The 21,733-nt window shown below is 65.7% G+C and carries 18 protein-coding genes; 9 read left to right on the top strand and 9 right to left on the bottom strand.

Going from position 1 to position 21,733, the window contains the following annotated elements; all coding sequences use genetic code 11:
• Positions 1–10: 10 nt before the first annotated feature.
• From K1T73_RS09400 to K1T73_RS09390, 3 genes are all read right to left on the bottom strand, one after another.
• Complete coding sequence (locus K1T73_RS09400) at positions 11–2,539, bottom strand: penicillin-binding protein 1A (protein ID WP_220600463.1); 2,529 nt, start codon at positions 2,537–2,539, stop codon at positions 11–13.
• Positions 2,540–2,637: 98 nt separating this feature from the next.
• Positions 2,638–3,870: an N-acetylmuramoyl-L-alanine amidase gene (locus K1T73_RS09395; protein ID WP_220600462.1), complete on the bottom strand. Its 1,233-nt coding sequence runs from the start codon at positions 3,868–3,870 to the stop codon at positions 2,638–2,640.
• A gap of 162 nt (positions 3,871–4,032) precedes the next feature.
• Positions 4,033–5,181 carry a pyridoxal phosphate-dependent aminotransferase gene (locus tag K1T73_RS09390; RefSeq protein WP_220600461.1) on the bottom strand — a complete coding sequence of 383 codons (1,149 nt, stop codon included), beginning with the start codon at positions 5,179–5,181 and terminating at the stop codon, positions 4,033–4,035.
• A 59-nt stretch (positions 5,182–5,240) separates the two neighbouring features.
• Here K1T73_RS09390 and K1T73_RS09385 point away from each other — a divergent pair, with 59 nt between their 5' ends.
• From K1T73_RS09385 to K1T73_RS09375, 3 genes are read left to right on the top strand one after another with little or no spacing between them, the layout of a single operon-like run.
• Positions 5,241–6,560, top strand: coding sequence for a M48 family metalloprotease (locus tag K1T73_RS09385; RefSeq protein ID WP_220600460.1), 1,320 nt, complete (start codon positions 5,241–5,243; stop codon positions 6,558–6,560).
• Positions 6,561–6,573: 13 nt separating this feature from the next.
• Positions 6,574–7,320: a DsbA family protein gene (locus K1T73_RS09380; protein WP_220600459.1), complete on the top strand. Its 747-nt coding sequence runs from the start codon at positions 6,574–6,576 to the stop codon at positions 7,318–7,320.
• A 5-nt stretch (positions 7,321–7,325) separates the two neighbouring features.
• Positions 7,326–7,838, top strand: coding sequence for a thioredoxin family protein (locus K1T73_RS09375; RefSeq protein WP_220600458.1), 513 nt, complete (start codon positions 7,326–7,328; stop codon positions 7,836–7,838).
• 8 nt (positions 7,839–7,846) lie between these two features.
• Here K1T73_RS09375 and ispG read toward each other — a convergent pair whose 3' ends face one another.
• The 3 genes from ispG to hemA form a co-directional block, all read right to left on the bottom strand.
• Positions 7,847–8,971 (bottom strand): flavodoxin-dependent (E)-4-hydroxy-3-methylbut-2-enyl-diphosphate synthase, encoded by a 1,125-nt coding sequence (ispG, locus tag K1T73_RS09370; RefSeq protein ID WP_220600457.1) that lies wholly within the window; start codon positions 8,969–8,971, stop codon positions 7,847–7,849.
• 87 nt (positions 8,972–9,058) lie between these two features.
• Positions 9,059–10,318, bottom strand: coding sequence for a RodZ domain-containing protein (locus K1T73_RS09365; RefSeq protein ID WP_220600456.1), 1,260 nt, complete (start codon positions 10,316–10,318; stop codon positions 9,059–9,061).
• 113 nt (positions 10,319–10,431) lie between these two features.
• Entirely contained in the window at positions 10,432–11,655 is a 1,224-nt protein-coding gene (hemA, locus tag K1T73_RS09360; RefSeq protein ID WP_220600455.1) for a 5-aminolevulinate synthase, read from the bottom strand.
• A gap of 214 nt (positions 11,656–11,869) precedes the next feature.
• On the opposite strand from hemA, the gene K1T73_RS09355 reads away from it, so the two are divergent.
• Complete coding sequence (locus K1T73_RS09355) at positions 11,870–13,249, top strand: dipeptidase (RefSeq protein ID WP_220600454.1); 1,380 nt, start codon at positions 11,870–11,872, stop codon at positions 13,247–13,249.
• A gap of 185 nt (positions 13,250–13,434) precedes the next feature.
• On the opposite strand, the gene K1T73_RS09350 is transcribed toward K1T73_RS09355, so the two are convergent.
• Complete coding sequence (locus tag K1T73_RS09350; RefSeq protein WP_220600453.1) at positions 13,435–14,004, bottom strand: DUF882 domain-containing protein; 570 nt, start codon at positions 14,002–14,004, stop codon at positions 13,435–13,437.
• A 316-nt stretch (positions 14,005–14,320) separates the two neighbouring features.
• Between K1T73_RS09350 and K1T73_RS09345 the strand changes: the two genes are divergently transcribed.
• From K1T73_RS09345 to K1T73_RS09330, 4 genes are read left to right on the top strand one after another with little or no spacing between them, the layout of a single operon-like run.
• Positions 14,321–15,934 (top strand): murein L,D-transpeptidase, encoded by a 1,614-nt coding sequence (locus K1T73_RS09345; protein WP_220600452.1) that lies wholly within the window; start codon positions 14,321–14,323, stop codon positions 15,932–15,934.
• A gap of 28 nt (positions 15,935–15,962) precedes the next feature.
• Positions 15,963–17,054 (top strand): UDP-3-O-(3-hydroxymyristoyl)glucosamine N-acyltransferase, encoded by a 1,092-nt coding sequence (gene lpxD / locus K1T73_RS09340; RefSeq protein ID WP_220600451.1) that lies wholly within the window; start codon positions 15,963–15,965, stop codon positions 17,052–17,054.
• A gap of 54 nt (positions 17,055–17,108) precedes the next feature.
• Positions 17,109–17,375, top strand: coding sequence for an acyl carrier protein (locus K1T73_RS09335; RefSeq protein WP_220600450.1), 267 nt, complete (start codon positions 17,109–17,111; stop codon positions 17,373–17,375).
• Positions 17,372–18,583: a beta-ketoacyl synthase gene (locus K1T73_RS09330; protein WP_220600449.1), complete on the top strand. Its 1,212-nt coding sequence runs from the start codon at positions 17,372–17,374 to the stop codon at positions 18,581–18,583. The genes K1T73_RS09335 and K1T73_RS09330 overlap by 4 nt, the downstream gene beginning before the upstream one ends.
• A 78-nt stretch (positions 18,584–18,661) precedes the next feature.
• Here the strand turns inward: K1T73_RS09330 and K1T73_RS09325 are convergent, their stop codons facing one another.
• Positions 18,662–19,432 (bottom strand): invasion associated locus B family protein, encoded by a 771-nt coding sequence (locus tag K1T73_RS09325; protein ID WP_220600448.1) that lies wholly within the window; start codon positions 19,430–19,432, stop codon positions 18,662–18,664.
• 442 nt (positions 19,433–19,874) lie between these two features.
• On the opposite strand from K1T73_RS09325, the gene K1T73_RS09320 reads away from it, so the two are divergent.
• On the top strand, positions 19,875–21,428 hold the full coding sequence (locus K1T73_RS09320) for a helicase HerA-like domain-containing protein (RefSeq protein WP_220603688.1): 1,554 nt from the start codon (positions 19,875–19,877) through the stop codon (positions 21,426–21,428).
• Between the two features lie 12 nt (positions 21,429–21,440).
• Here the strand turns inward: K1T73_RS09320 and K1T73_RS09315 are convergent, their stop codons facing one another.
• Positions 21,441–21,638, bottom strand: coding sequence for a hypothetical protein (locus tag K1T73_RS09315; protein WP_220600447.1), 198 nt, complete (start codon positions 21,636–21,638; stop codon positions 21,441–21,443).
• Between the last annotated feature and the right edge of the window lie 95 nt (positions 21,639–21,733).

Here is a 21,733-nt window from a genome sequence, read left to right as displayed (position 1 = left end):
GCGACCCCCGTCAGTAAAGCCCGCCCGAGGAGATCGTGCCGAAGGTCGCCTTCTTGCCCACCTTGCCTGTGCCGCCCGACGAGGTCGTGACCTCGCGCACCGAGTCGCTTTCGCCCCGCGCGTAAAGCTCCAGATCGTTGCCCATCGCGAACCCGCCATCGACCGCCAGGCCGAAGATCGGCTCCTCGCCCTCGCGGAAATACTCGGCGACCACGTTCGGGCCGCTCGCGTTGTCGGGCAGGCGCGCGCCGGAATAGCGGTCGATCTTCATGAAGAACCCGCCCGGCGGCACCTCGAATTCGCCGCCGCCATACTTGGCGGTCGCCTTCTGCATGAACTGCGTGAAGACCGGCCCGCACATCCCTGCGCCATAGGCCCCGCGGCCCAGGCTGCGCGGCTGGTCGAAGCCGATGTAGCAACCCGCGACGATGTTGCTCGTGAAGCCCACGAACCACACGTCACGCGCGTCGTTCGTCGTGCCGGTCTTGCCCGCCACGGGCACGCTCAGGTTCACGTTGCCCCGCGCCGTGCCGCGCTCGACCACGCCGCGCATCATCGAAGTGAGCTGGTAGGCGGTGATCGGGTCCATCACCTGCTCGCGGTCCGACACGATCCGTGGCCCGCGCGAGGGCGGGATGCCCGGATCGTCGCAATCCACGCATGTACGCTGATCGTGGCGATAGACGGTCCGCCCGTAGCGGTCCTGCACCCGGTCGACCAGCGTCGGCTCCACCCGCTCGCCGCCATTGGCGAACATGGCATAGGCCGCGACCATCTGGTAAAGCGTCGTCTCTTCCGAGCCGAGACTGTTGGCGAGGTAGGGCCCCATGTCGTCATAGACGCCGAACCGTTCGGCATAGGAGGCCACGGTCTCCATCCCCACCTCCTGCGCGAGGCGGATGGTCATCAGGTTCCGGCTCTGCTCGATCCCGGTCCTGAGCGGGGTCGGCCCGTAGAACTTGTTGGACGAGTTGCGCGGGCGCCAGAGGCCCTGCGGCGTGTTGATCTCGATGGGCGCGTCCACGATGATCGTCGCAGGGGTATAGCCGCTGTCGAGCGCGGCGGCATAGACGAAGGGCTTGAAGCTCGACCCCGGTTGCCGCTTGGCCTGCGTCGCGCGGTTGAAGACCGACGCCTGGTAGGAAAACCCGCCCTGCATGGCGATGACCCGGCCGGTGTTGACGTCCATCGCCATGAAACCGCCCTGCACCTCGGGCACCTGCCTGAGCGTCCAGCGGATGAAGTCGCCCTGCCCGTCATCCTCGGTGGTCATCCGGCGCACATGCACCACGTCGCCCACGTCGAAATTCGACTGGAAATCGCCCCGGATCCACTCGATGTCATTGCGCGGAACGATCGGCGGCTCGGCCTCCGAGGGCTCGACCCCCTCGATCCCGAGGGTCATCTGCTGATCCTCGATCTTGCGCACGACAGCCACGTGCCACTTGCCCTGAAGGTCGATGTCGCGCGCCACCTTCACATCGGCCAGCGCCGCGCGCCACGCTGCCTCGTCGTCCAGAAGCGCGGGGTCGATGCTCTTGCGCGTCCCCCGCCAGCGGCCCGTGCCCCGGTCATATTCCTCAAGCTTGCGTTGCAGCGCATCGGCCGCCTCGACCTGCATCTCCGGGTCGATCGTCGCGCGTACGTTGAGCCCGCCGGTGAAGAACTCGCCCTCGCCGAAATCCCGGCTCAACTGGCGGCGGATCTCGTCGGTGAAATAGTCGCGCGGCGGAAGCTCGGCCGAGAACGGCGAATAGTCACCGTTCTGCACGGACTTGAGCGGCATGGCCTTCTCGCTCTGGTAGACGGCCTCGGTGATATAGCCGTTCTCCTTCATCTCGCGCAGGACGAAGTTCCGGCGCCCAAGCAGGCGTTCCTTCTCGCGCACGGGGTGGTAGTCCGATGGCGCCTTGGGCAGCGACGCCAGGAACGCCGCCTCGTGCGGGGCAAGCTCGGCCAGCGGCTTGTTGAAATAGGTCTGCGCGGCCGCAGTCACGCCATAGCTGTTCTGGCCGAGGAAGATCTCGTTGAGATAAAGTTCGAGGATCTCCTCCTTGTCGAGCGTCTCCTCGATCCGCGTGGCCAGGATGATCTCCTTGATCTTGCGCTCGATCCGCCGGTCGCCGGAGAGCAGGAAGTTCTTCATCACCTGCTGCGTGATGGTCGAGGCGCCGCGCACCGTCTTGCCGCGCGTGCGGATCGCCTCGATCCCCGCCGCCGCGATGCCGCGCGCGTCATAACCCGAATGCTGATAGAAATTCTTGTCCTCGGCCGAGATGAAAGCCTGCTTCACCAGGTCGGGAATTTCCTCGGCGGGGGTGAACAGGCGGCGCTCGCGGCTGAACTCGTCGATGATCCGGCCCTCGCCCGAGAAGATGCGGCTGATCGTCGGCGGCGTGTAGGTGGCAAGGCTCTCGTGGCTCGGCAGGTCGCGGCTGTAAACCCAGAGGATCGCCCCGATGCTCAGCGCAACGAACATCGCGCTCATGGTGATGAGCGTGAAGATAGACCCGAAAAAGGATAGTATGGCTCTCAGCACGCCCGCCCCCCGTCCGCTTGGCCTTGCCCATATAGGCACTCCGCCGCCTGCCGTCAAAAGGCCACGCCGCGGAACCTGCGCCGTTTTTCGCCCATCGTTCATTGCCGCACCAACTCCCGCGCGGCCTCGTCCGCGATGGCCCAGGCGCGCACCGCGTCGGCCACGGCGACGGCCATGTGCTCGCGCCACTCGGGATCGCTCAGGTTATCGCGGTCCCGGCCGCTCGAAAGGAATCCCAACTCCAGCAGGACAGAGGGAATGTCCGGCGACTTGAGGACCGAGAACCCGGCGGCGCGCAGCGGACGCGAATTGACCGGCAGATCGCTTTCGCGCAGGCCGAGTATGACCGCCCGCGCCAACAACTCGGCCCGCGGGCTCGTCTCGAGCCGCGCGAGGTCCATCAGGACGTCGGCCACCACGTCGTCCGAATGGCTCAGGTCCACGCCGGCCAGCAGGTCATCGCGCTCGTGCCGCTCGGCCAGTGCCGCGCTTGCCGCGTCCGACGCCTCGTCGTCCAGCGTGTAGGCCGTCGCGCCCTTGGCACGCCCCTCGCTCAGCGAATCGGCATGAAGCGAGATGAAGATGTCGGCCCGCGCCTCGTGGGCCACCGCCACCCGCCGCTCGAGCGAGACGAAACTGTCATCCTCGCGCGTCAGGATCACCTCGACGTCGCCGCCGCGCAGCAGCGCCTCCTTCACTTCCCGCGCGAAGCTCAGCATCAGGTCCTTCTCGACCACCCCCTCGCTTTCGGCGCCGGGGTCGATCCCGCCATGTCCGGGGTCGAGCACGACGACCAGCGGCCCGAACGGATCGTCCGCAGGTGGCACGATCTCGCGCTCGGGCACGGCCCAGCCCGCCACGTCCGGCGTGCCGGCCGCGGCGGCGAACTCGGCCTCGTCCGCATCCCGCAGCCAGAGCGCCAGATGCGCCCGGCCGGTCTCGGGCGCGATCCGCAGATCGGCGCTCTCGAGCACCACCGGCTCCGCCAGGTCGAGTACCATCCGGCTCCATCCCGGCCTGATCTTGCCGGCCCGCGCCGTCAGGACCTTCTCGCCCTGGACAAGCCGCGTCGCGCTCATCGCGCGCCAGTCCACCTCGCGAAAGTCGAGGACAAGGCGCCGCGGGTCGTCAAGCGTGTAGACCCGATAGGGCACGCCCTGGCTCAGGTGCAGATCGACCGACAGCCCGCCATGCGTGTCCCTCACGCGGCTTTGCTCCGCGTCGAAACGCGCCAGGCCGCTCAGCGCATCCTGCCCACCGCCCGCGCCCTGCGCCAAGAGGGGGCCCGCGGCCACGAAAAGGGCCAGGCTCATCAAGAGGTTTCGGATCATGCTGCTCGTGTCACCGCTCTCGGGGGCTGCCGTCGCCCCCGCGTTCTTGTTGCCCTCACTATATCAAAGCCGCGGCTGCGGGGCGAGAATTTCGTTAACATTTCCCTGCCGCAACGCCCCCGCGCACCGACGTGATACCGACATGGATACCGACGTCGAAAATCACCCTTTCCGCGCCGCCATGAACGCTTCGAGCCGGCGCAGCCCCTCGCGGATATCCTCCGTCGACCGGGCATAGGAAAAGCGGATCGTGCCATGTCCCCGCTCGGGATCGAAGTCGAGCCCGGGCGTCACCGCCACCCCCGCCTCGCGCAGGATCTCGTCCGCGAAACCGCGGGAATCGTCGGTCAGGTCCGAGACATCCGCGTAGACGTAGAACGCGCCATCGGGCGGTGCGATACGGTCGAACCCGGCCTTGGGCAACCCCTCCAGCATGAGCGCGCGGTTCGCCTTGTAAACCTCCAGATTCGCTTGCAATTCCGCGTCACACCCCATCGCCGCCAACGCGGCGATCTGGCTTGCATGCGGCGGGCAGATGAAAAGGTTCTGCGCCAGCCGCTCGATCCGGCGGACGTGATCTTCGGGCACCACCATCCAGCCCACGCGCCATCCCGTCATCGAGAAGTATTTCGAGAACGAGTTGATGAGATAGACATCGTCGCTCAGCTCGAGCGCCGAGACCGCCTTCTTGTCGTATTCGATACCGTGGTAGATCTCGTCGCTGATGAACGCAGCCCCGCGCCTTTGCACGGCGTCGATCAAGGCGCCCATCTCCTCCCGTCCCAGCATGGTGCCCGACGGATTCGCCGGCGACGCCACGAGCATCCCCTCGAATGCCACACCCTCCAGATCGGCGGGCACGGGTTGCAGGCGGTTCTCCGCCGTAGTCGCGATCTCCACCGGCTCGAGGTCGAGCGCGCGCAATATCTGGCGATAGGACGGATAGCCCGGCGCACCAAGCGCCACCCGCTCGCCCGCGTCGAAAAGCGCCGTGAAGGCAAGGATGAACCCCGCCGACGACCCCGACGTGACGACGATCCTGTCGGGCGAAATATCCAGTGAATACCGCCGCTTGTAATGCGCCGAGATCGCCTCGCGCAGCGCAGGCAGACCAAGCGCCACGGTGTAGCCCATCGCGTCCTTGCCAAGCGCCTCCGAGAGCGCATCGCGCGCGCCCTCGGGCGCGGGCGTCCCGGGCTGGCCCACCTCCATATGGATGATGTGCCGCCCTTGGGCCTCGGCCCGCCGCGCGGCCTCCATGACGTCCATCACAATGAAGGGATCGACCTCGGATCGGGTTGAGTTCCGCATGCTTCTCTCTCACATTGGCGCCTACGACGCCCATTCACCCTGATCGAGGTCGATCGTCAATGCAGCTTTTCCGCGTCCTTGCCCCCGCCCTCGTCCTGGGCCTCGTCATCGCGCAGCCTGCGCGCGCGCTCACGCTCCTGCGCGATCCCGATATCGAGAACGCGCTGCGGCAACTGGCCGCGCCGGTGCTCAAGGCCGCGGGGCTCAGCCCCACGCGGACCAACATTCTGGTGATCGACGACCGGCGTCTTAACGCTTTCGTAGTCGATCGGGACAATATTTTCATTCACTCGGGTCTCCTGCTCAAGATGGACAGCCCGGAAATGCTTCAGGCGGTGATCGCGCACGAGGCCGCGCATATCGCCAACGGTCATCTCGTGCGCCGCCCCGTGGCGATGCGCAACGCGCGGACGGCGGCGGGGATCGGCGTGGCCCTTGCCGCGGCGGCGGGTGTCGCGGGCGGCAACGCACAGGCGGCGGGCGCGCTCGCGCTCGGGGCCAGTTCGACCGCGCAGCGGCTTTTCTTCGCGCATACCCGCGCCGAGGAAAGCTCCGCCGACGCATCTTCCGTGCGCTACCTCGTGCGTGCGGGCGTCGATCCGCAGGGGGCCGTCGCGGTGATGGATATCTTCCGCGGACAGGAGGCGCTGAGCGTCGGACGGCAGGATCCCTACGCGCGTTCGCACCCGCTTTCGGCGGACCGCTACCGCGTGATCAAGCGCCTTGCGGACGCCAATGCCGGCAAGGCGTCCGGGAACCGCAGCGCGGATTACTGGTTCGCGCGCGCCAAGGGCAAGCTTTCGGCCTTCCAGCGCGCGCCGAAATGGACACTCACCCGCGCCGGTGAAAGCGGGTTCCGGGACGTGGCGCTGATGCGCGAGGCCATCGCCCATCACCGGCAGTCGCAGATGGGCCGCGCACTTCGCGCCCTCGATCAGGCTATCGCGCTCCGGCCCGATGACCCCTATTTCTACGAATTGCGGGGCCAGATCCTCATGGAGAACCGCCATTTCGGCCAGGCGGCCGCCTCCTATGGCCGCGCGGTCAATGCCGCCCCGCGCGACGCGCTGATCCTCGGCTCCTATGGTCGCGCGCTCCTGGCCCAGGGGCAGTATGACAAGGCGCTGCGCGTGTTGAGCCAGGCGCGCGACCGTGACGGCCGGGACAGCCGCGTGATGCGGGACCTGGGCGTCGCCTATGCCAAGACCGGCAATCGCGGCATGGCCTCGCTCGTGACCGCCGAACGCTACGCGCTTCAGGGACGTCTCGGCGACGCCACCGTCCATGCCACGCGCGCCTCCGACATGCTGCCGCGCGGGTCGGGCGGTTGGCATCGCGCGCAGGATGTGCTTTCTGCCGCCAAATCCGTCTCACGCTAAAGGAACCTCTCCCATGCTCCGCCTTCTCGCCTCTACCGCGCTTGCCGCAGCCCTCGCCCTTCCGGCCCATGCGCTCGACCTCACGCAGATGTCCGACGCCGAACGCGAGGCGTTCCGCACCGAGATCCGCGACTATCTCCTCGACAACCCGCAGGTCATCATGGAGGCCGTGGCGCTTCTGGAACAGCGCCAGCAGGAGGCCCAGGCCCAGGCCGATGTGGACCTCGTCAAGTCCAATGCCGACGCACTCTTCGCCGACGATCATTCCTGGGTTGGCGGCAACCCGGAGGGCGACGTGACCGTGGTGGAGTTTCTCGACTACACCTGCGGCTACTGCCGCCATGCCTTCCCCGAACTGACCGAACTGGTCGAGGGCGACGGCAACATCCGCCTGATCATCAAGGAATTCCCCATCCGCGGCGAAGAGGCGGTGCTCGCCTCGCGCTTCGCCATCGCGACGCTCCAGACAGAGGGCGAGGATGCCTACAAGAACGTGCATGACGCGCTCATCACCTTCGAGGGCGATTACAGCGAAGCCGCCCTCACGCGCCTCGCCACGTCGCTTGACCTCGACGCCGACGCGATCATCGCCCACATGGCGAGCGACGAGGTGAGCGACGTCATCGACGCGAACTACGCACTCGGCCGGGAAATGGACATCTCCGGCACGCCGACCTTCGTCATGGGCGACCAGATGGTGCGCGGCTACGTCCCGCTCGAGGCGATGCAACAGATCGTCGCGGCGGAACGTCAGGACTGATTTCCATGGCGCGCGTGGCGTTGATCCTGCTTCTGGCGGGGCTGCCGGCCCTGCCCGCATGGTCCGAGACGGATTTCACCCGCCTCACCCCCGCCGAGCGCGCGATCTTTCACGCCGAGATTCGCGCGGCACTGCTTGGCCTGCCGCGCGAGGCCCTGCCCGACGCGCCGGCTCCCCCGATCGATCTTTACGCAGACGAGGCCGCGAACGACCTCGACCGGATCGCGGCGGCGTGGTCGGTGCTGACCGATTCCAACCTACCGGGCTTCGGCCCCGAGGAGGCCGGCACCACCATCGCGCTCATGATCGCACCCGACTGCCCCGACTGCGCCCGCGCCGAGGCCGGTCTGCGTGAGCTTGCGCAGGAATATGATCTGCGGGTCACGCTGGTTGAGATGGAGGCGCACCGGGCGCTGACCGACCGGCTGGGTATCGACCTCGCGCCAACTTATGTTTTCAAGGACAAGATGTTACGCGGCGAACTTCCCGCGATCGTGCTGCGCAAATATCTCGACTGAAGCCCGCGTCACTCGGCGGCCTTCACCTCTTCGGCCTCGATCTGCGCCGCGCGTTTCTCGACCTCCTCCACGATGTGGTCGATCATCCGCTCGTTGCTCATCTTGTGGCTTTGCTTGCCGGCAAGATAGACCATGCCCGACCCGGCGCCGCCGCCGGTAAAGCCTACATCGGTCAGAAGCGCCTCGCCCGGCCCGTTCACCACGCAGCCGATGATCGATAGGCTCATCGGTGTCTTGATGTGCTCCAGCCGCTGCTCGAGAGCCTCCACCGTCTTGATCACGTCGAAACCCTGCCGCGCGCAGCTCGGGCACGAGATGATGTTCACCCCCCGGTGGCGCAACCCCAGCGATTTGAGGATCTCGTAGCCCACGCGCACCTCCTCGACCGGGTCGGCGCTGAGGCTCACGCGGATCGTGTCGCCGATGCCCATCCACAGCAGGTTGCCCATGCCGATCGCGCTCTTGATCGTGCCGGACATGAGCCCACCCGCCTCGGTGATGCCGAGGTGGATGGGCGCATCGGTTGCGTCGGCCAATTGCTGATAGGCCGCGGCGGCGAGGAAGACGTCCGAGGCCTTCACGCTGATCTTGAACTCGTGGAAATCGTTATCTTCAAGGATGCGGATATGCTCGAGCCCCGACTCCACCATCGCCTCGGGGCACGGCTCTCCGTACTTCTCCAGGAGATGTCGCTCGAGGCTTCCGGCATTGACGCCGATCCGCATCGAGCAGCCATGATCGCGCGCCGCCTGGATCACGTCGCGCACCCGCTCGGGCGATCCGATATTGCCGGGGTTGATCCGAAGACAGGCGGCGCCCGCCTCGGCCGCCTCGATCCCGCGCTTGTAGTGGAAATGGATGTCGGCCACGATCGGAACCGGGCTTTCGCGCACGATCTCCTTGAGCGCTTTCGCCGACGCCTCGTCGGGAACCGAAACGCGGACGATATCGGCACCGGCATCCGCCGCTGCCTGCACCTGCGCGACGGTCCCGGCCACATCGGTCGTGGCGGTGTTGGTCATCGTCTGCACGGAAATCGGCGCATCGCCGCCCACGGGCACCGGCCCGACATGGATCTGGCGCGACTTGCGGCGCTCGATATTGCGCCAGGGGCGGATCGGATTGTGGCTCATCTGGATATCCCGGTGCGTTGCGGCCTCTGCCCCTACATAGGGGTCCGGGCGCGCGCAGGCAAACCGTTCGCCTGCGGATCATGGGGATCAGTTCCGGGGCTGTTCGAGCTCGGCGACGTAGCGTTCGAGATCGGCGTCCTGGGTGAGGTCCGCGACCTCGTAGGTCTCGGCCAGCGTTCCGGCGTCGAGGGCGAGGTTGGCGGTGACCGACCCGCGCGGACCCACCGGGCCATAGTGCTGACCGTTCACGCGGAAATAGATCGCACCGCTTTCGCCCACGCGCAGGCTCGGAGGGGTTTCCGTCACCGGGACGTCATAGGTATCGCCCGCGTTCATGATCGTCTCGTAAATCACGGTGCCATCCGCCGCGCGCACGCGGACCCAGGCAGGCCGTACGGCGACCATCTGCACACCCGGCTCCGGCTCGGCCAGAACCTGCGGCGTCGTGCCCTGGGCGGCGGCCAGCGCCGCGTCGATCCCCGAGAGGCCGGGATGCGTCAAACCTTCGTCGGCCTCGGCCTGCGCGGTCGCGATACTGTCATCCTGCGGCATCGGTCTCAGCGTGCCGACCTGCGCCGGGCTCAGGGTCGAGATCGGCGCATCGCGCGCGACCAGCACCGGCACGTCCAGCGCCTCGGGGCGGTAGAGCCGGTCGAGCGCATCCTCCTGCGGCGAGGCAAAGACGCCAGCGACGGTATCACCGGCCTGACCCGCGCTTTCATCCGTTTCCCGCGCGACCGCCGAATCGAGCGGATCGAGCTCGGCCAGCACGTCGGGCGTGTTCTCGACCGGTGCCACGCGAACCTGCTGCACCTGGTCCAGCACCTTCCAGCCGCCATATCCGATGGCCCCCACCAGCGCGACCAGAACGATCAGCGAGCCGATGGCGCCCGGTTCGATCCGGGAGAACATGCTTTCGTTCGCCGGGATGAAGGGTGTCGAGGGCGCGACGAGCGGATCCTGGTCACGCCGCGGCGACTTCCTGATCACCGGCGCATCGCGACGCACCGACGAAGCGGCGGCCGACATGCCATGCGCGGTGGAAAACCCGCTTTCCGCGCAGAAACCCGCAAAGGCTTCGTCCGGATCCATCCCGAGATAGCGCGCATAGGACCGGACATAGCCGGGGATGAAACCCGGGGTGTCGAAAGCGTCGGGATCGGCGTTCTCGATCGCGGCGACGAAACTCGCCTTGATGCGCAACTCGCGCTCGACATCGAGAAGGGATTTTCCGAGGGTGGCGCGTTCACCCCGCATCACATCGCCCAGCTTCAATTCGAACGAGTCGAACCCGTTGGATGTATCATCTGCGGTCTGTCTATCGCGTGAACTGCGACGCAAGATCATTCAGCCTGCCCTCTGCTTCCGAAGCCTGTGGTCGAATGTCCCCGATTCGACCCCGCTCTCGTTCTTTTACGGAACCATACCACAGTGCAAGGAACTTTGCATCAAAACGTGGCTCAGGCGGAAATCTGCGCGCGATTCAGCGCGCAATGCGCCCAGAGCTCATCCATCGCTTCAACGAGCCGGTCCATCTCCTCGCGCCCATGCACCGGCGACGGCGTGAAACGCAGTCGCTCGGTCCCGCGTGGCACGGTGGGGAAGTTGATGGGCTGGACGTAAATGCCGTAGCGGTCGAGCAGCATGTCCGAGATGATCTTGGTATGTTTCGGATCGCCCACCATCACGGGGACAATATGGCTGCCATGGTCGATGACCGGAAGGCCGAGACCCTTGAGCCGCGTCTTGAGGATAGCGGCCTTCTCCTGGTGTGCCGCGCGCAGCGCACGGTCCTGCTTGAGATGCCTGACCGAGGCCGCGGCGCCGGCCGCCACCGCCGGCGCAAGCGAGGTCGTGAAGATGAACCCCGGCGCATAAGATCTTATGGCATCGACCATTTTCGCGCTCGCCGCGATATAACCACCCATCACGCCATAGGCCTTGGCCAGCGTGCCGTTGATGATGTCGAGCCGGTGCATCAGGCGATCGCGCTCGGCCACCCCGGCCCCGCGCGGACCATACATGCCCACCGCATGCACCTCGTCGATATAAGTCAGCGCGCCGAACTCGTCGGCGAGGTCGCAAATCGCCTCGATGGGTCCGAAGTCACCGTCCATGGAATAGATGCTCTCGAAAGCGATGAGCTTGGGTGCCGCCGGATCGTCGGCTTCCAGAAGTTCGCGCAGATGAGCGAGGTCATTGTGGCGGAAGATCCGTTTCGCCCCGCCGTTGCGCCGGACGCCTTCGATCATCGAGGCGTGGTTGAGCGCGTCGGAATAGATGATGAGCCCGGGAAAGAGCTTCGGCAGCGTACTGAGCGTCGCGTCGTTCGCGATATAGGCGGAGGTGAAGAGAAGCGCCGCTTCCTTGCCGTGCAGATCCGAAAGCTCCGCCTCGAGCCGCTTGTGAAAGACCGTGGTCCCCGAAATGTTGCGGGTGCCACCCGACCCCGCGCCGGTCGCGTCGATTGCCTCGTGCATCGCGCTCAGGACCGCCGGATGCTGACCCATCCCAAGATAGTCGTTCCCGCACCAGACCGTGATATCGCGCGTTTCACCATCGGGGCGGGTCCAGGTCGCGTGCGGAAACTGACCTTTCCGCCGCTCGATGTCGATGAAGGTCCGGTAGCGGCCTTCCTCGTGCAACCGGCCAAGCGCCTCATCAAGTCTGGCTGTGTAATCCACTTCGGGCGTCTCCTCGGCTCGCGGCCCCTGATGGCGGGGCGAAACTGGCAGGACCAGAAAATGTTTATACGGGGCTGATATATCGCACCTGTTCGCGGCGCAACAGCTACACTTTGTCGCTCCCTGCCCGCATTGATCTGGATCAATGGCTGGACAGTGCGGCGCGGGCTGGTAACGTCGCGGCCAAATCCGACCCAGCCCCCGGAGGTTTTCCATGTCGCTCGACGCCGTTCTCACCCGCCTGGACGATCAGCTTCCGGCCGCCATCGAGCGGCTTCAGGAGGTGCTGCGCATCCCCTCCATCTCGACCGATCCGGCCTACAAGACGCATTGCGAAGAGGCCGCGGACTGGCTCGTCTCCGATCTGCAAAGCATTGGTATCGAGGCACAAAAGCGCAAGACGCCGGGTCATCCCATGGTCGTGGGCCACGTCGACGGACCCGGTCCGCACCTGCTGTTCTATGGGCATTACGACGTGCAGCCGGTCGATCCGCTCCACCTCTGGAACTCCGATCCGTTCGACCCGCAGGTCGAGGAAACCCCGCAGGGCCGGGTTATACGCGCCCGCGGCGCGTCGGACGACAAGGGCCAGCTCATGACGTTCGTCGAAGCCTGCCGCGCCTACAAGCAGGTGACCGGTGCCCTGCCCTGCAAGATCACCTTCTTCTTCGAGGGCGAAGAGGAATCGGGCTCGCCCTCGCTTATCCCTTTCATGAAGGAGAATGCCGAGGAACTCTCGGCCGATCTCGCGCTCATCTGCGACACCTCCATGGTATCGCCCGGCGTTCCCTCGATCGCGAGCCAGCTTCGCGGGATGCTCAAGGACGAATTCACCGTCCACGGCCCGCGCATCGACCTGCATTCCGGCCACTACGGTGGCCCCGGCCTCAACCCGCTGCGCGAGATCGCCCGCATCATCGCGTCCTTCCACGATCCCGAAACCGGTCGCGTTGCGGTCGAAGGTTTCTACGAAGGGGTGCACGAGGTTCCCGACGAGCTGCTGCGCCAGTGGGAAAACTGCGGCTTCGACGAGGAAAGCTATCTCAACTCCGTCGGCTATACGCAGCCGCATGGTGAAAAGGGCTATTCCACCCTCGTTCAGCAATGGGCGCGCCCCACGCTCGAGATCAACGGGCTCTGGGGCGGATACCAGGGGGCGGGCTCGAAAACGGTGATCCCGGCGGAAGCGCATTGCAAGCTCACCTGCCGACTCGTGGGCGACATGGACCCCGACGTCTTGCGCACCCGTATCCGCGCGCATGTTGAGGAACGCCTCTCGCCCGATGCGCGGGTCACGTGGGATACCGATCTCGAGGGGAACAAGGCCGCCGTGATGAACATCGACCGCCCCGAGTTCGAGAAGGCGCGCCAGGCACTTTCCGGTGAATGGCCGAACGAGGCGGTGTTCACCGGAATGGGCGGCTCGATCCCCATCGCGGGCTATTTCAAGGACATCCTGGGACTTGATTCCATGCTGATCGGCTTCGCCCAGGACGATGACGCGATCCACAGCCCGAACGAGAAATACAACGTCGAAAGCTTCCACAAGGGGATGCGAAGCTGGGCGCGTGTGCTCGACGCCCTCGGAGGATGATCAGGAAGACACATTGCTGTTCGGACGTCTCGCCGCGCCGCCTCGGCTCGTTCCGCGCGTCCGCCCGGTCGTTCACCGGGCCACGTCGACCCCAAGCGACGCATGATCGACCTTGCCCGCAACGCGTAAACCCGGCCCAGGACAGGGCCGGTTTTTCCATCCTGCGCAGGCGTTAGCTCGGCTGCTCAGCCGTTCCAGGTGCGATAGTCGCCGCAATCCATGTGGACGAAGTTCGAGCGGTAGTAGCGCCCGACACCGCCCGCGCGGCATGCCTGCGCGGCCTTGCCCAGCTGATTCACCGAGCGCGAGGCGAGACGAAGGTCGGCCGCCTGCCCCCGCATGTGGAGCGAGTTGCGCGCCACGTTGCGCGACCGCGACCGCAGCATCGCGTTGGTCTTGGGGCTGCGGTAGCCGGAAAGCAGATTGTAGGGCTCGTTCGTGTCGACCAGCGCATGCGAGGCCGCCATGATGTCGACCGTGCGAAGGTCGACCGGCTTGACCTCGTTGGTCCGCCAGTCCCGCATGAACACCGAGATCTCGTTGATCGCGTCGCGGATGTATTCGCCTTCGATCCAGTAGATCGTGTCGATCTTCTCACCCGTGCGGGCCGAATACATCTTGAGCCGCCGGATGTCGCCAGCCCCCCGAAGGAAGCCCGCCGCGTTTGAGAATGTGGGAGCGGCCGTGAGGGTTGTTGCCGCAAAAGCACCCAAGAGGGCGCGCCGAGTCACGCCTGTGGTTTTGTCATCAGTCATGTAGTCTGCGCCTGTCCGTCGCTTGCCTAATTGTGTCCCGCTTGACGCGGGAGCGTTCATCTCTCCCCAGATGCAGGCATAGTCATGACATATAAAGAATCGGTAACCAACCCTGCTTTTGGTTCCGGTTCCATGTGCAAGGGGAAATGAGCATATTTCCGCGCATTTTGCCCCTCTCTTGTCGATTTCGCGCGAAGCGATGCGTCTGTGCCGCAGAAGGGCCCCGATTTCGTCCTATCACGCGGAATTCAATGGACACCGAGCCAACGCGTTCGAAGATGGTGAGGCTTGCACTGTAATTTCTTGGGGGATCCGCATGCCTGCGACCGCAGTCCGATTTCTGACGTCTCTCCTGCCCGCGCTGGCGCTCGCCATCTGCGGTCTCGTGGCCACGGCGCCCGAGACGCGCGCCGGGGTGACCGCGTTCAAACAGGCAGTGGCCGAGTCCGCGGCCCGCGACGACGATCTCGCGGCCTTCTACCGCGCGAACGGCTATCGCGGCATCTGGACCGCGAACGAGGGCGAGGACCGGGCGCGACGGCGCGCGCTCCTCGAGGCGATCGAGGATGCCGAGCATCATGGCCTGCCGCCGGCCCGCTACCGCCCGGAGTCCCTCAAGTCGATGATGCGCGACGCCCGCACGCCGCGCGACCTCGGGCGCATCGAGGTCGAACTGAGCAGGACCTTCCTGCAACTCGCCCGCGACATGCAGACCGGCCTCCTGGTCCCGCGCGAGATCGACCGCGGCATCGTGCGCGAAGTGCCCTATCGCAGCCGCTCCGAGCTTCTCTTGAATTTCTCGCGCGCCAACCCGCGCGCCTTCTTCCGTGCCCTCCCGCCACAATCCGCCGAGTACAGCCGCCTGATGAGGGAAAAGCGCCGGCTCGGGGCGCTCATGGCGCGGGGCGGCTGGGGCCCGACGGTGCCCGCCGCCGCGCTCGAACCCGGCGAAAGCGGACCGGGCGTGGTCGCGCTGCGCGACCGGCTCATCGCGATGGGCTTCATGGCGCGCTCGGCTTCGGCCGTATACGATGACCGGCTCCGCGACGCCGTGCAGGACTTCCAGGTGGCGCACGGGCTCGAACCCGACGGGGTCGCGGGCGCCTCAACCATTGCCGAGATCAACACCCCGGTCTCGGAACGGATACAATCCATCATGGTCGCCATGGAGCGCGAACGCTGGAACAATCAGCCGCGGGGCGAACGCCATATCCTCGTCAATCTCACGGATTTCAGCGCCCGGATCGTCGACAACGACAAGGTCACGTTCCAGACCCGCTCGGTCATTGGCAAGGACGTTCCCGACCGGCGCAGCCCCGAATTCTCGGACGAGATGGAGTACATGGAGATCAACCCGGTCTGGAACGTGCCGCGCTCGATCGCGGTCAAGGAATACCTGCCCCAGATGCAGCGGAACCGCGGTGCGGCCGGTCACCTGAAGCTCTACAATGCCCGCGGTCAGCAGGTCAGCCGCGCGCATGTGAACTTCAACGCCTACAACGCGCGCAACTTCCCCTTCAATCTCAAGCAGCCACCCTCGTCGCGCAACGCGCTCGGCCTCGTGAAGTTCATGTTCCCCAACCGATACAACATCTATCTTCACGACACGCCCGCCAAGAACCTCTTCGCCAGGAACAAGCGCGACTACAGCCACGGCTGCATCCGCCTTCAGGAGCCCTTCGATTTCGCCTACGCGCTCCTCGCGCGGCAAGAAACCGACCCCAAGGGATATTTTCACCGCATCCTGAATACCGGACAGCAGACGCAGGTCCGGCTCGAGAAGAAGGTGCCGGTGCATATCATCTACCGCACCGCCTTCACCCAGGCACGTGGGCATACGAACTATCGCAACGACGTTTACGGCCGGGACGCGCGCATCTGGGACGCGTTGCGACGTGCGGGGGTTTCGCTGCACGCCGTTCGGGGGTAAACGGTTCCGCGTAATGAGCGGAGTGATCATGAGTTACACAATCGGGGAAATCGCCGAGGCGATCGGCGCGCATGCGGTCGGCGATAGCGCGATCCGTATCACCGGCGTTGCCGAACCCGGGGACGCAGGCGAAGATGAACTCGCGCTGGCCACCAAGCCCGAATATGCCGAAGCGCTGCCCAAGGGGCGCGCCCGCGCGGCGATGGTCTGGGATGGTGCCGACTGGGAGGCGCTGGGCCTTGCCGCGGCCCTGATCGCGCCCCGTCCGCGCTTTGCCATGTCGGGCCTTACCGCGATGATGGACCGGGGCGAAGGCTGGGGCGACGGCATTCATCCGAGCGCGATCATCGACGAAAGTGCCGAATTGGGCGAAGGCGTCTCGGTCGGCCCCCTCACGGTGATCGGCCCCCGGGCACGGATCGGCCCGGGGACGCGGATCGGCCCCCAGGTGAGCATCGGCGCCGACGCGGTGATCGGAGCCGACGGCCTTCTTCGCGAAGGGGTGCGTGTCGCCGCTCGGGTGCGGATCGGGGATCGCGTCGTGCTCAACCCCGGCTGCGCGCTGGGCGGCGACGGCTTCTCCTTCGTCACCCCCGAGGTGTCGGCGGTCGAGGCCGCGCGCAAGACGCTGGGAGATCAGGCCGACACCGAGGCGCAGAGCTACGCGCGCATCCACAGCCTCGGCTCGGTGCGGATCGGCGATGACGTGGAGATCGGGGCCAATTCCACCATCGACCGGGGCACGATCCGCGACACGGTCGTGGGCGACCGCACCAAGATCGACAACCTCGTCATGATCGGCCATAACGTCGTGATCGGCACCGATACGCTCCTCTGCGGCATGGTCGGCATCTCGGGATCGACCCGGATCGGCAACAACGTGGTGCTGGGCGGCCAGGTCGGGGTGAGCGACAATATCTTCGTGGGCGACCGGGTGATTGCCGGCGGCGGCACGAAGATCTTCACCAAGACGCCCGCGGGGCGCGTCATCCTCGGCAATCCGGCCGTGAAGATGGAGACGCAGATGGAGATCAACCGCAACCTGCGCCGGCTGGGGCGCCTCTTCGATGACGTGGCGGCGCTCAAGAAAGCGGTTTCAAACACCGGCGAGAGCGACTAAATCAGCGCAAACGGGGTCCCGAGGGACCCCGCACGCCCCGAAAGAGCGAGACGCATGACCAAAAGCATTCAGGACAGAGTGATCGAGATCATCGCCGAACAGGCGGTTCTGGAGCCGTCGGACGTGACGATGGACAGCACGCTCGAGGATCTCGGTATCGACAGCCTGGGCCTGGTCGAAAGCATCTTCGCCATCGAGGAGGAATTCGACATCTCGATCCCGTTCAATGCAAACGAACCCGCCGAAAGCGATTTCGACATCTCGAGCGTCGCCACCATAGTGGCCGGGATCGAAAGACTGGTCGCGGAACAGAAGGGGTGAAACGCGTCGTCATCACCGGGGCGGGCACGATCAACGCGCTTGGCCATGACGTGCCCTCTACTCTCGAGGCCATGCGCGAGGGGCGCTGCGGCATCGGTCAGCTCGAGATGCGCGACGTCGAGCGCCTGGGCATCCGCATCGGCGGTCAGATCAAGGGGTTCGAGCCGGAGACCGTCTTCAACCGCCAGCAACTCGCGCTCTATGACAAGTTCACGCAGTTCACCATGGTCGCCGCGCGCGAAGCCATTGCGCAATCGGGCCTTTCCTTCGAGGGCGACCTCGGGATGCGCGCCGGTATCGTCCTCGGAAATTCGGGCGGCGGCATGTGTACCATCGACGAGAATTACCGCGTGCTCTACGAGGAGGGCAAGAACCGTATCCATCCCTTCGTCGTGCCGCGCTTCATGAACAACGCCGCGGCAAGCCACGTGGCCATGGAGTTCGGGCTGATGGGGCCGAGCTTCGTGGTCTCGACTGCCTGTGCGTCCTCCAATCACGCGATGGCCCAGGCGTTCCAGATGGTGCATGGCGGGGTGAGCCCGGTGATGGTGACGGGCGGATCCGAGACGATCCTCTGCTTTGGCGGCGTCAAGGCGTGGGAAGGGCTGCGTGTCATGTCGCGCGATGCCTGCCGCCCCTTCTCGGCCAATCGCAACGGCATGGTCCAGGGCGAAGGCGCCGGCATCTTCGTCTTCGAGGAGCTTGAACATGCCCGCGCACGCGGTGCCGAGATCCTGGCCGAAGTGATCGGCTTCGCCATGAGTTCGGATGCCGCCGACATCGTGATGCCGTCCCGCGCCGGCGCGGCGCGCGCGATCTCGGGCGCGCTGCGCGACGCGCGGATCAACCCCGAGGAGGTGGGCTACATCAACGCCCACGGCACGGGCACCGCCGCCAACGACAAGACCGAGAGCGCCGCCGTATCCGAGGTCTTCGGCCCACACGCGGACAAGCTCATGATGTCGTCCACGAAATCCATGCACGGCCACCTTATCGGCGGCACCGGCGCGGTCGAGCTCCTGGCCTGCATCATGGCCGTGCGCGACGGCGTGATCGCGCCCACCATCGGCTACGAGGAGCCGGACCCGGAATGCGCTCTGGACTGTGTGCCGAACGAGGCCCGCGAGGCGCAGGTGGATGTGGCCCTCTCCAACGCCTTCGCCTTCGGCGGGTTCAACGCGGTGCTGGCCCTGCGCCGCGCGGCCTGATCTCGACGCAAACGGCCAAACATGAAAAAACCCCGCTCCTCGAAGCGGGGTTTTCCATCTCGGCGCTGTTGCGCCGGCTCAGTTCTCGATCACCGACACGTTGTCATAGGCTGCCGTGAAGCCCGAGAGCGAGGCCGGGATGGCCACGTTCTGATCGGGCGCCTGCGCGGGAACGATCGTGACGGTGGCTTTGACGCCGCGCTTGAACGCGTTCACGTCCGCCTCGGTCAGGCCGATCTGCGCGACGCAGCCCGCCTGGCTGCAAAAGCGGAACGGATAGCTCTTGGAGGCGCCGCCGTCGACGGTGATCTTGACCTCGGCGGTCAGCAGCGTGAAGAGCGGCGCGGTCACCGTCGCGCCCGCCACGGCGGGGCCACCTTCCTTGAGGCGGAAGATGGTGAACTCGGCGGTCGGATTGCCGTTCTCGTCTTTCAGAAGCTGGAACATCTGGCAAGGATCTTCCTCGGCCTGCGTGCGGAAGCAGCGCATCTGCCAGTCGCCGTATTCCTCCTTGATGTAGGTGGGATCCTGCTGCACCTCGCGGCCAAGATCGAACTCCCCGTCTTCGCCTTCCTGGGCATCCGTGTCACCCGCGGTCGCGTCGGTCTCCGTTGCCTCGTCCGTCGCCTCCGCGTCGGCAGCCGTATCGGCGCCCTCCTCGGTGTCGGCGTTCGTCTCCGCGCCTTCCTTGGTCTCGGCGTCAGACGCCGTCTCCGCGGTCGCGTCGGTCTCCGTCGCGACGGGTTCATCGCCCGCGGTCTCCTCGGTCGTCGTATCCTGCGCGGTGCCGGGTCCGGCGGCCAGCAGCAGCACCGTCGCAAGCGTCGTGAAAGAAAGCGTTTTCAGCATATCATCCCCATCGAATATGGTTTCGGGTGTCTCTCGTATCCTGTTGGCGGCGCAGTAACATGCGCGTGCGCCGGTGTCAGGAGTTAATTGGAGAGAGACGCCGCATGCAAGGCGGATTTCCGCACTTGAGGGTCCGGCGGCCGCAGCGGCAAAAGAAAAGGGACCACGACGGCCCCTTCCCCTGTTCTCTCTCCCTGCCGGACTGGCCGACTTAGTATTGACCCGGACGCTACGACAGAACCAAACCTCCGTCAACAGGCAATAAGGTCGCGATCCGGGACCAAAAAAGACCGCATCCGAAGATGCGGCCCAGTCTGACAGGGAGGAAGTAATTCCGGGTGCCAGAGGACATGCGGCGCCCGGAATGCGATTCATACTGGCAGGCAAAGGTTAAGTTTGTATGTTCGGAACGGACGAACTTCGCGACGGGGGTGCGGGCGGCATGGCGGATCGGGTTTTCATCGGCGGCGGCGGGCCGGAATATGCGACGCATCAGGCGCTCTCGCTTCGCTATGCAAACCGGCACGGCCTGATCGCCGGTGCCACCGGAACCGGCAAGACCGTGACCCTCCAGATCCTCGCCGAGGGCTTCTCGGCGGCAGGCGTGCCGGTCTTCCTGTCGGACGTGAAGGGCGATCTCTCGGGGCTTTGCGAGGCGGGACGCAGCGATTTCAAGCTGCACGACGCCTTCATGAAACGCGCGGCGACGATCGGCTTCGAGGATTACCGCTACGAGGCCTTTCCCGTCACCTTCTGGGATCTCTTCGGAGAGCAGGGCCATCCCGTCCGCACCACGGTGGCCGAGATGGGGCCGCTCCTGCTCAGTCGCCTGATGGAGCTCAGCGAGGCACAGGAAGGCATTCTCAACATCGCCTTCCGCATCGCCGACGAGGAGGGAATGCCGCTTCTCGATCTCAAGGATCTGCAGGCGCTGCTCGTCTGGGTGGGCGAGAACCGCGACGAGATCGGGATGCGCTACGGCAATGTATCGCCGCAATCGGTCGGCGCCATCCAGCGGCAGCTTCTCGTCCTCGAGAACCAGGGCGGCGACCGGCTCTTCGGCGAGCCCGCGCTCGAGCTATCCGATCTCATGCGAACCGACCCGGACGGGCGCGGCCGTATCAACATCCTCGCCGCCGACAAGCTCATGGGCGCGCCCCGGCTTTACGCCACATTCCTGCTGTGGCTGCTCTCCGAACTCTTCGAGACGCTCCCCGAGGTGGGCGACCCCGAGAAACCAAAGCTCGTCTTCTTCTTCGACGAGGCGCACCTTCTTTTCGAGGACGCGCCCAAGGCGCTCGTGGACAAGGTCGAGCAGGTGGCGCGGCTCATTCGCTCGAAAGGCGTGGGCGTCTATTTCATCACCCAGAACCCCGACGACGTGCCCGAGGATATCCTGGGCCAGCTCGGCAACCGCTTCCAGCATGCGCTGCGCGCCTTCACCGCGCGAGACCGCAAGGCGCTCAAGCGCGCCGCGGAAACCTATCGTCCGAACCCCCGGTTCGAAACGGTGGATGCGATCCGCGACGTGGGCGTGGGCGAAGCCGTGACCTCGATGCTCGAGGAGAAGGGCGTGCCGGGGATCGTGGAACGCACGCTGATACGCCCCCCCTCCTCGCGGCTGGGTCCGGTGAACGACGCTCGCCGCGCCGAGGTGATGGCCGCCTCTCCCGTGGCAGGGAAATACGACAGGCTCGTGGACCGAGAAAGCGCCTTCGAGATGCTGCGCGACCGCGCCGCCAAGGCGGCCCGCGCCGCGGAAAAGGCCGAGGCGGCGGCCGAGGAGCAATCCATGGCCGAGCGTGAATTCAACGCCGGCCGCAGGTATTCCGGCAACCGCGTGGGCCGCTCCTCCTCGCGCCCGGCGACGCGCGACGAAGGCTTCGGGGCGAGCTTCGGCAAGGCCATTTCCGGCGCCGTGCTCAAGGAGTTGAACGGCACGACCGGACGCCGCATCGTGCGCGGCATTTTGGGCGGTCTCTTCAAGGGCCGCTGACGCCCCGCCGGATCAGTTCGCGATGCCCAGCGTGATGAGCAGGCCGAGCGTCACGATCGCCAAGACCATCTGCGTATCATGGTCACTGTTGTCAGTGGCGTCCTGAACGATGACCTGCTTTTCCATGACCGGCGCGCTCAGGTTCCCGGCATGTGCGGATGTCGCGCCCAGCCCGACGGCGAACGTCAGATACATAAGGTGTTTTTTCACGATGGCCCCCAAGAGTGTTATGTTAACCTGATTGCCATTCCCTTGGGTCAACGTCAATATAACAGTGGTTTTCAAAGCGGTTTGGCGGTATCAGT

Source organism: Roseovarius sp. SCSIO 43702 (genome assembly GCF_019599045.1).
GTDB lineage: Bacteria > Pseudomonadota > Alphaproteobacteria > Rhodobacterales > Rhodobacteraceae > Roseovarius.
The sequence above is the reverse complement of the archived record's forward strand: the minus strand, read 5'-3'. Positions and strand labels throughout refer to the sequence as shown.

Bases quoted from the DNA above. Each gene is read 5' to 3' on its own strand.
- K1T73_RS09395 (WP_220600462.1), bottom strand. From the start codon at position 3,870: ATGATCCGAAACCTCTTGATGAGCCTGGCCCTTTTCGTGGCCGCGGGC.
- K1T73_RS09390 (WP_220600461.1), bottom strand. From the start codon at position 5,181: ATGCGGAACTCAACCCGATCCGAGGTCGATCCCTTCATTGTGATGGAC.
- K1T73_RS09385 (WP_220600460.1), top strand. From the start codon at position 5,241: ATGCAGCTTTTCCGCGTCCTTGCCCCCGCCCTCGTCCTGGGCCTCGTC.
- K1T73_RS09380 (WP_220600459.1), top strand. From the start codon at position 6,574: ATGCTCCGCCTTCTCGCCTCTACCGCGCTTGCCGCAGCCCTCGCCCTT.
- K1T73_RS09375 (WP_220600458.1), top strand. From the start codon at position 7,326: ATGGCGCGCGTGGCGTTGATCCTGCTTCTGGCGGGGCTGCCGGCCCTG.
- ispG (WP_220600457.1), bottom strand. From the start codon at position 8,971: ATGAGCCACAATCCGATCCGCCCCTGGCGCAATATCGAGCGCCGCAAG.
- K1T73_RS09365 (WP_220600456.1), bottom strand. From the start codon at position 10,318: ATGATCTTGCGTCGCAGTTCACGCGATAGACAGACCGCAGATGATACA.
- K1T73_RS09355 (WP_220600454.1), top strand. From the start codon at position 11,870: ATGTCGCTCGACGCCGTTCTCACCCGCCTGGACGATCAGCTTCCGGCC.
- K1T73_RS09350 (WP_220600453.1), bottom strand. From the start codon at position 14,004: ATGACTGATGACAAAACCACAGGCGTGACTCGGCGCGCCCTCTTGGGT.
- K1T73_RS09345 (WP_220600452.1), top strand. From the start codon at position 14,321: ATGCCTGCGACCGCAGTCCGATTTCTGACGTCTCTCCTGCCCGCGCTG.
- lpxD (WP_220600451.1), top strand. From the start codon at position 15,963: ATGAGTTACACAATCGGGGAAATCGCCGAGGCGATCGGCGCGCATGCG.
- K1T73_RS09335 (WP_220600450.1), top strand. From the start codon at position 17,109: ATGACCAAAAGCATTCAGGACAGAGTGATCGAGATCATCGCCGAACAG.
- K1T73_RS09325 (WP_220600448.1), bottom strand. From the start codon at position 19,432: ATGCTGAAAACGCTTTCTTTCACGACGCTTGCGACGGTGCTGCTGCTG.
- K1T73_RS09320 (WP_220603688.1), top strand. From the start codon at position 19,875: ATGGCGGATCGGGTTTTCATCGGCGGCGGCGGGCCGGAATATGCGACG.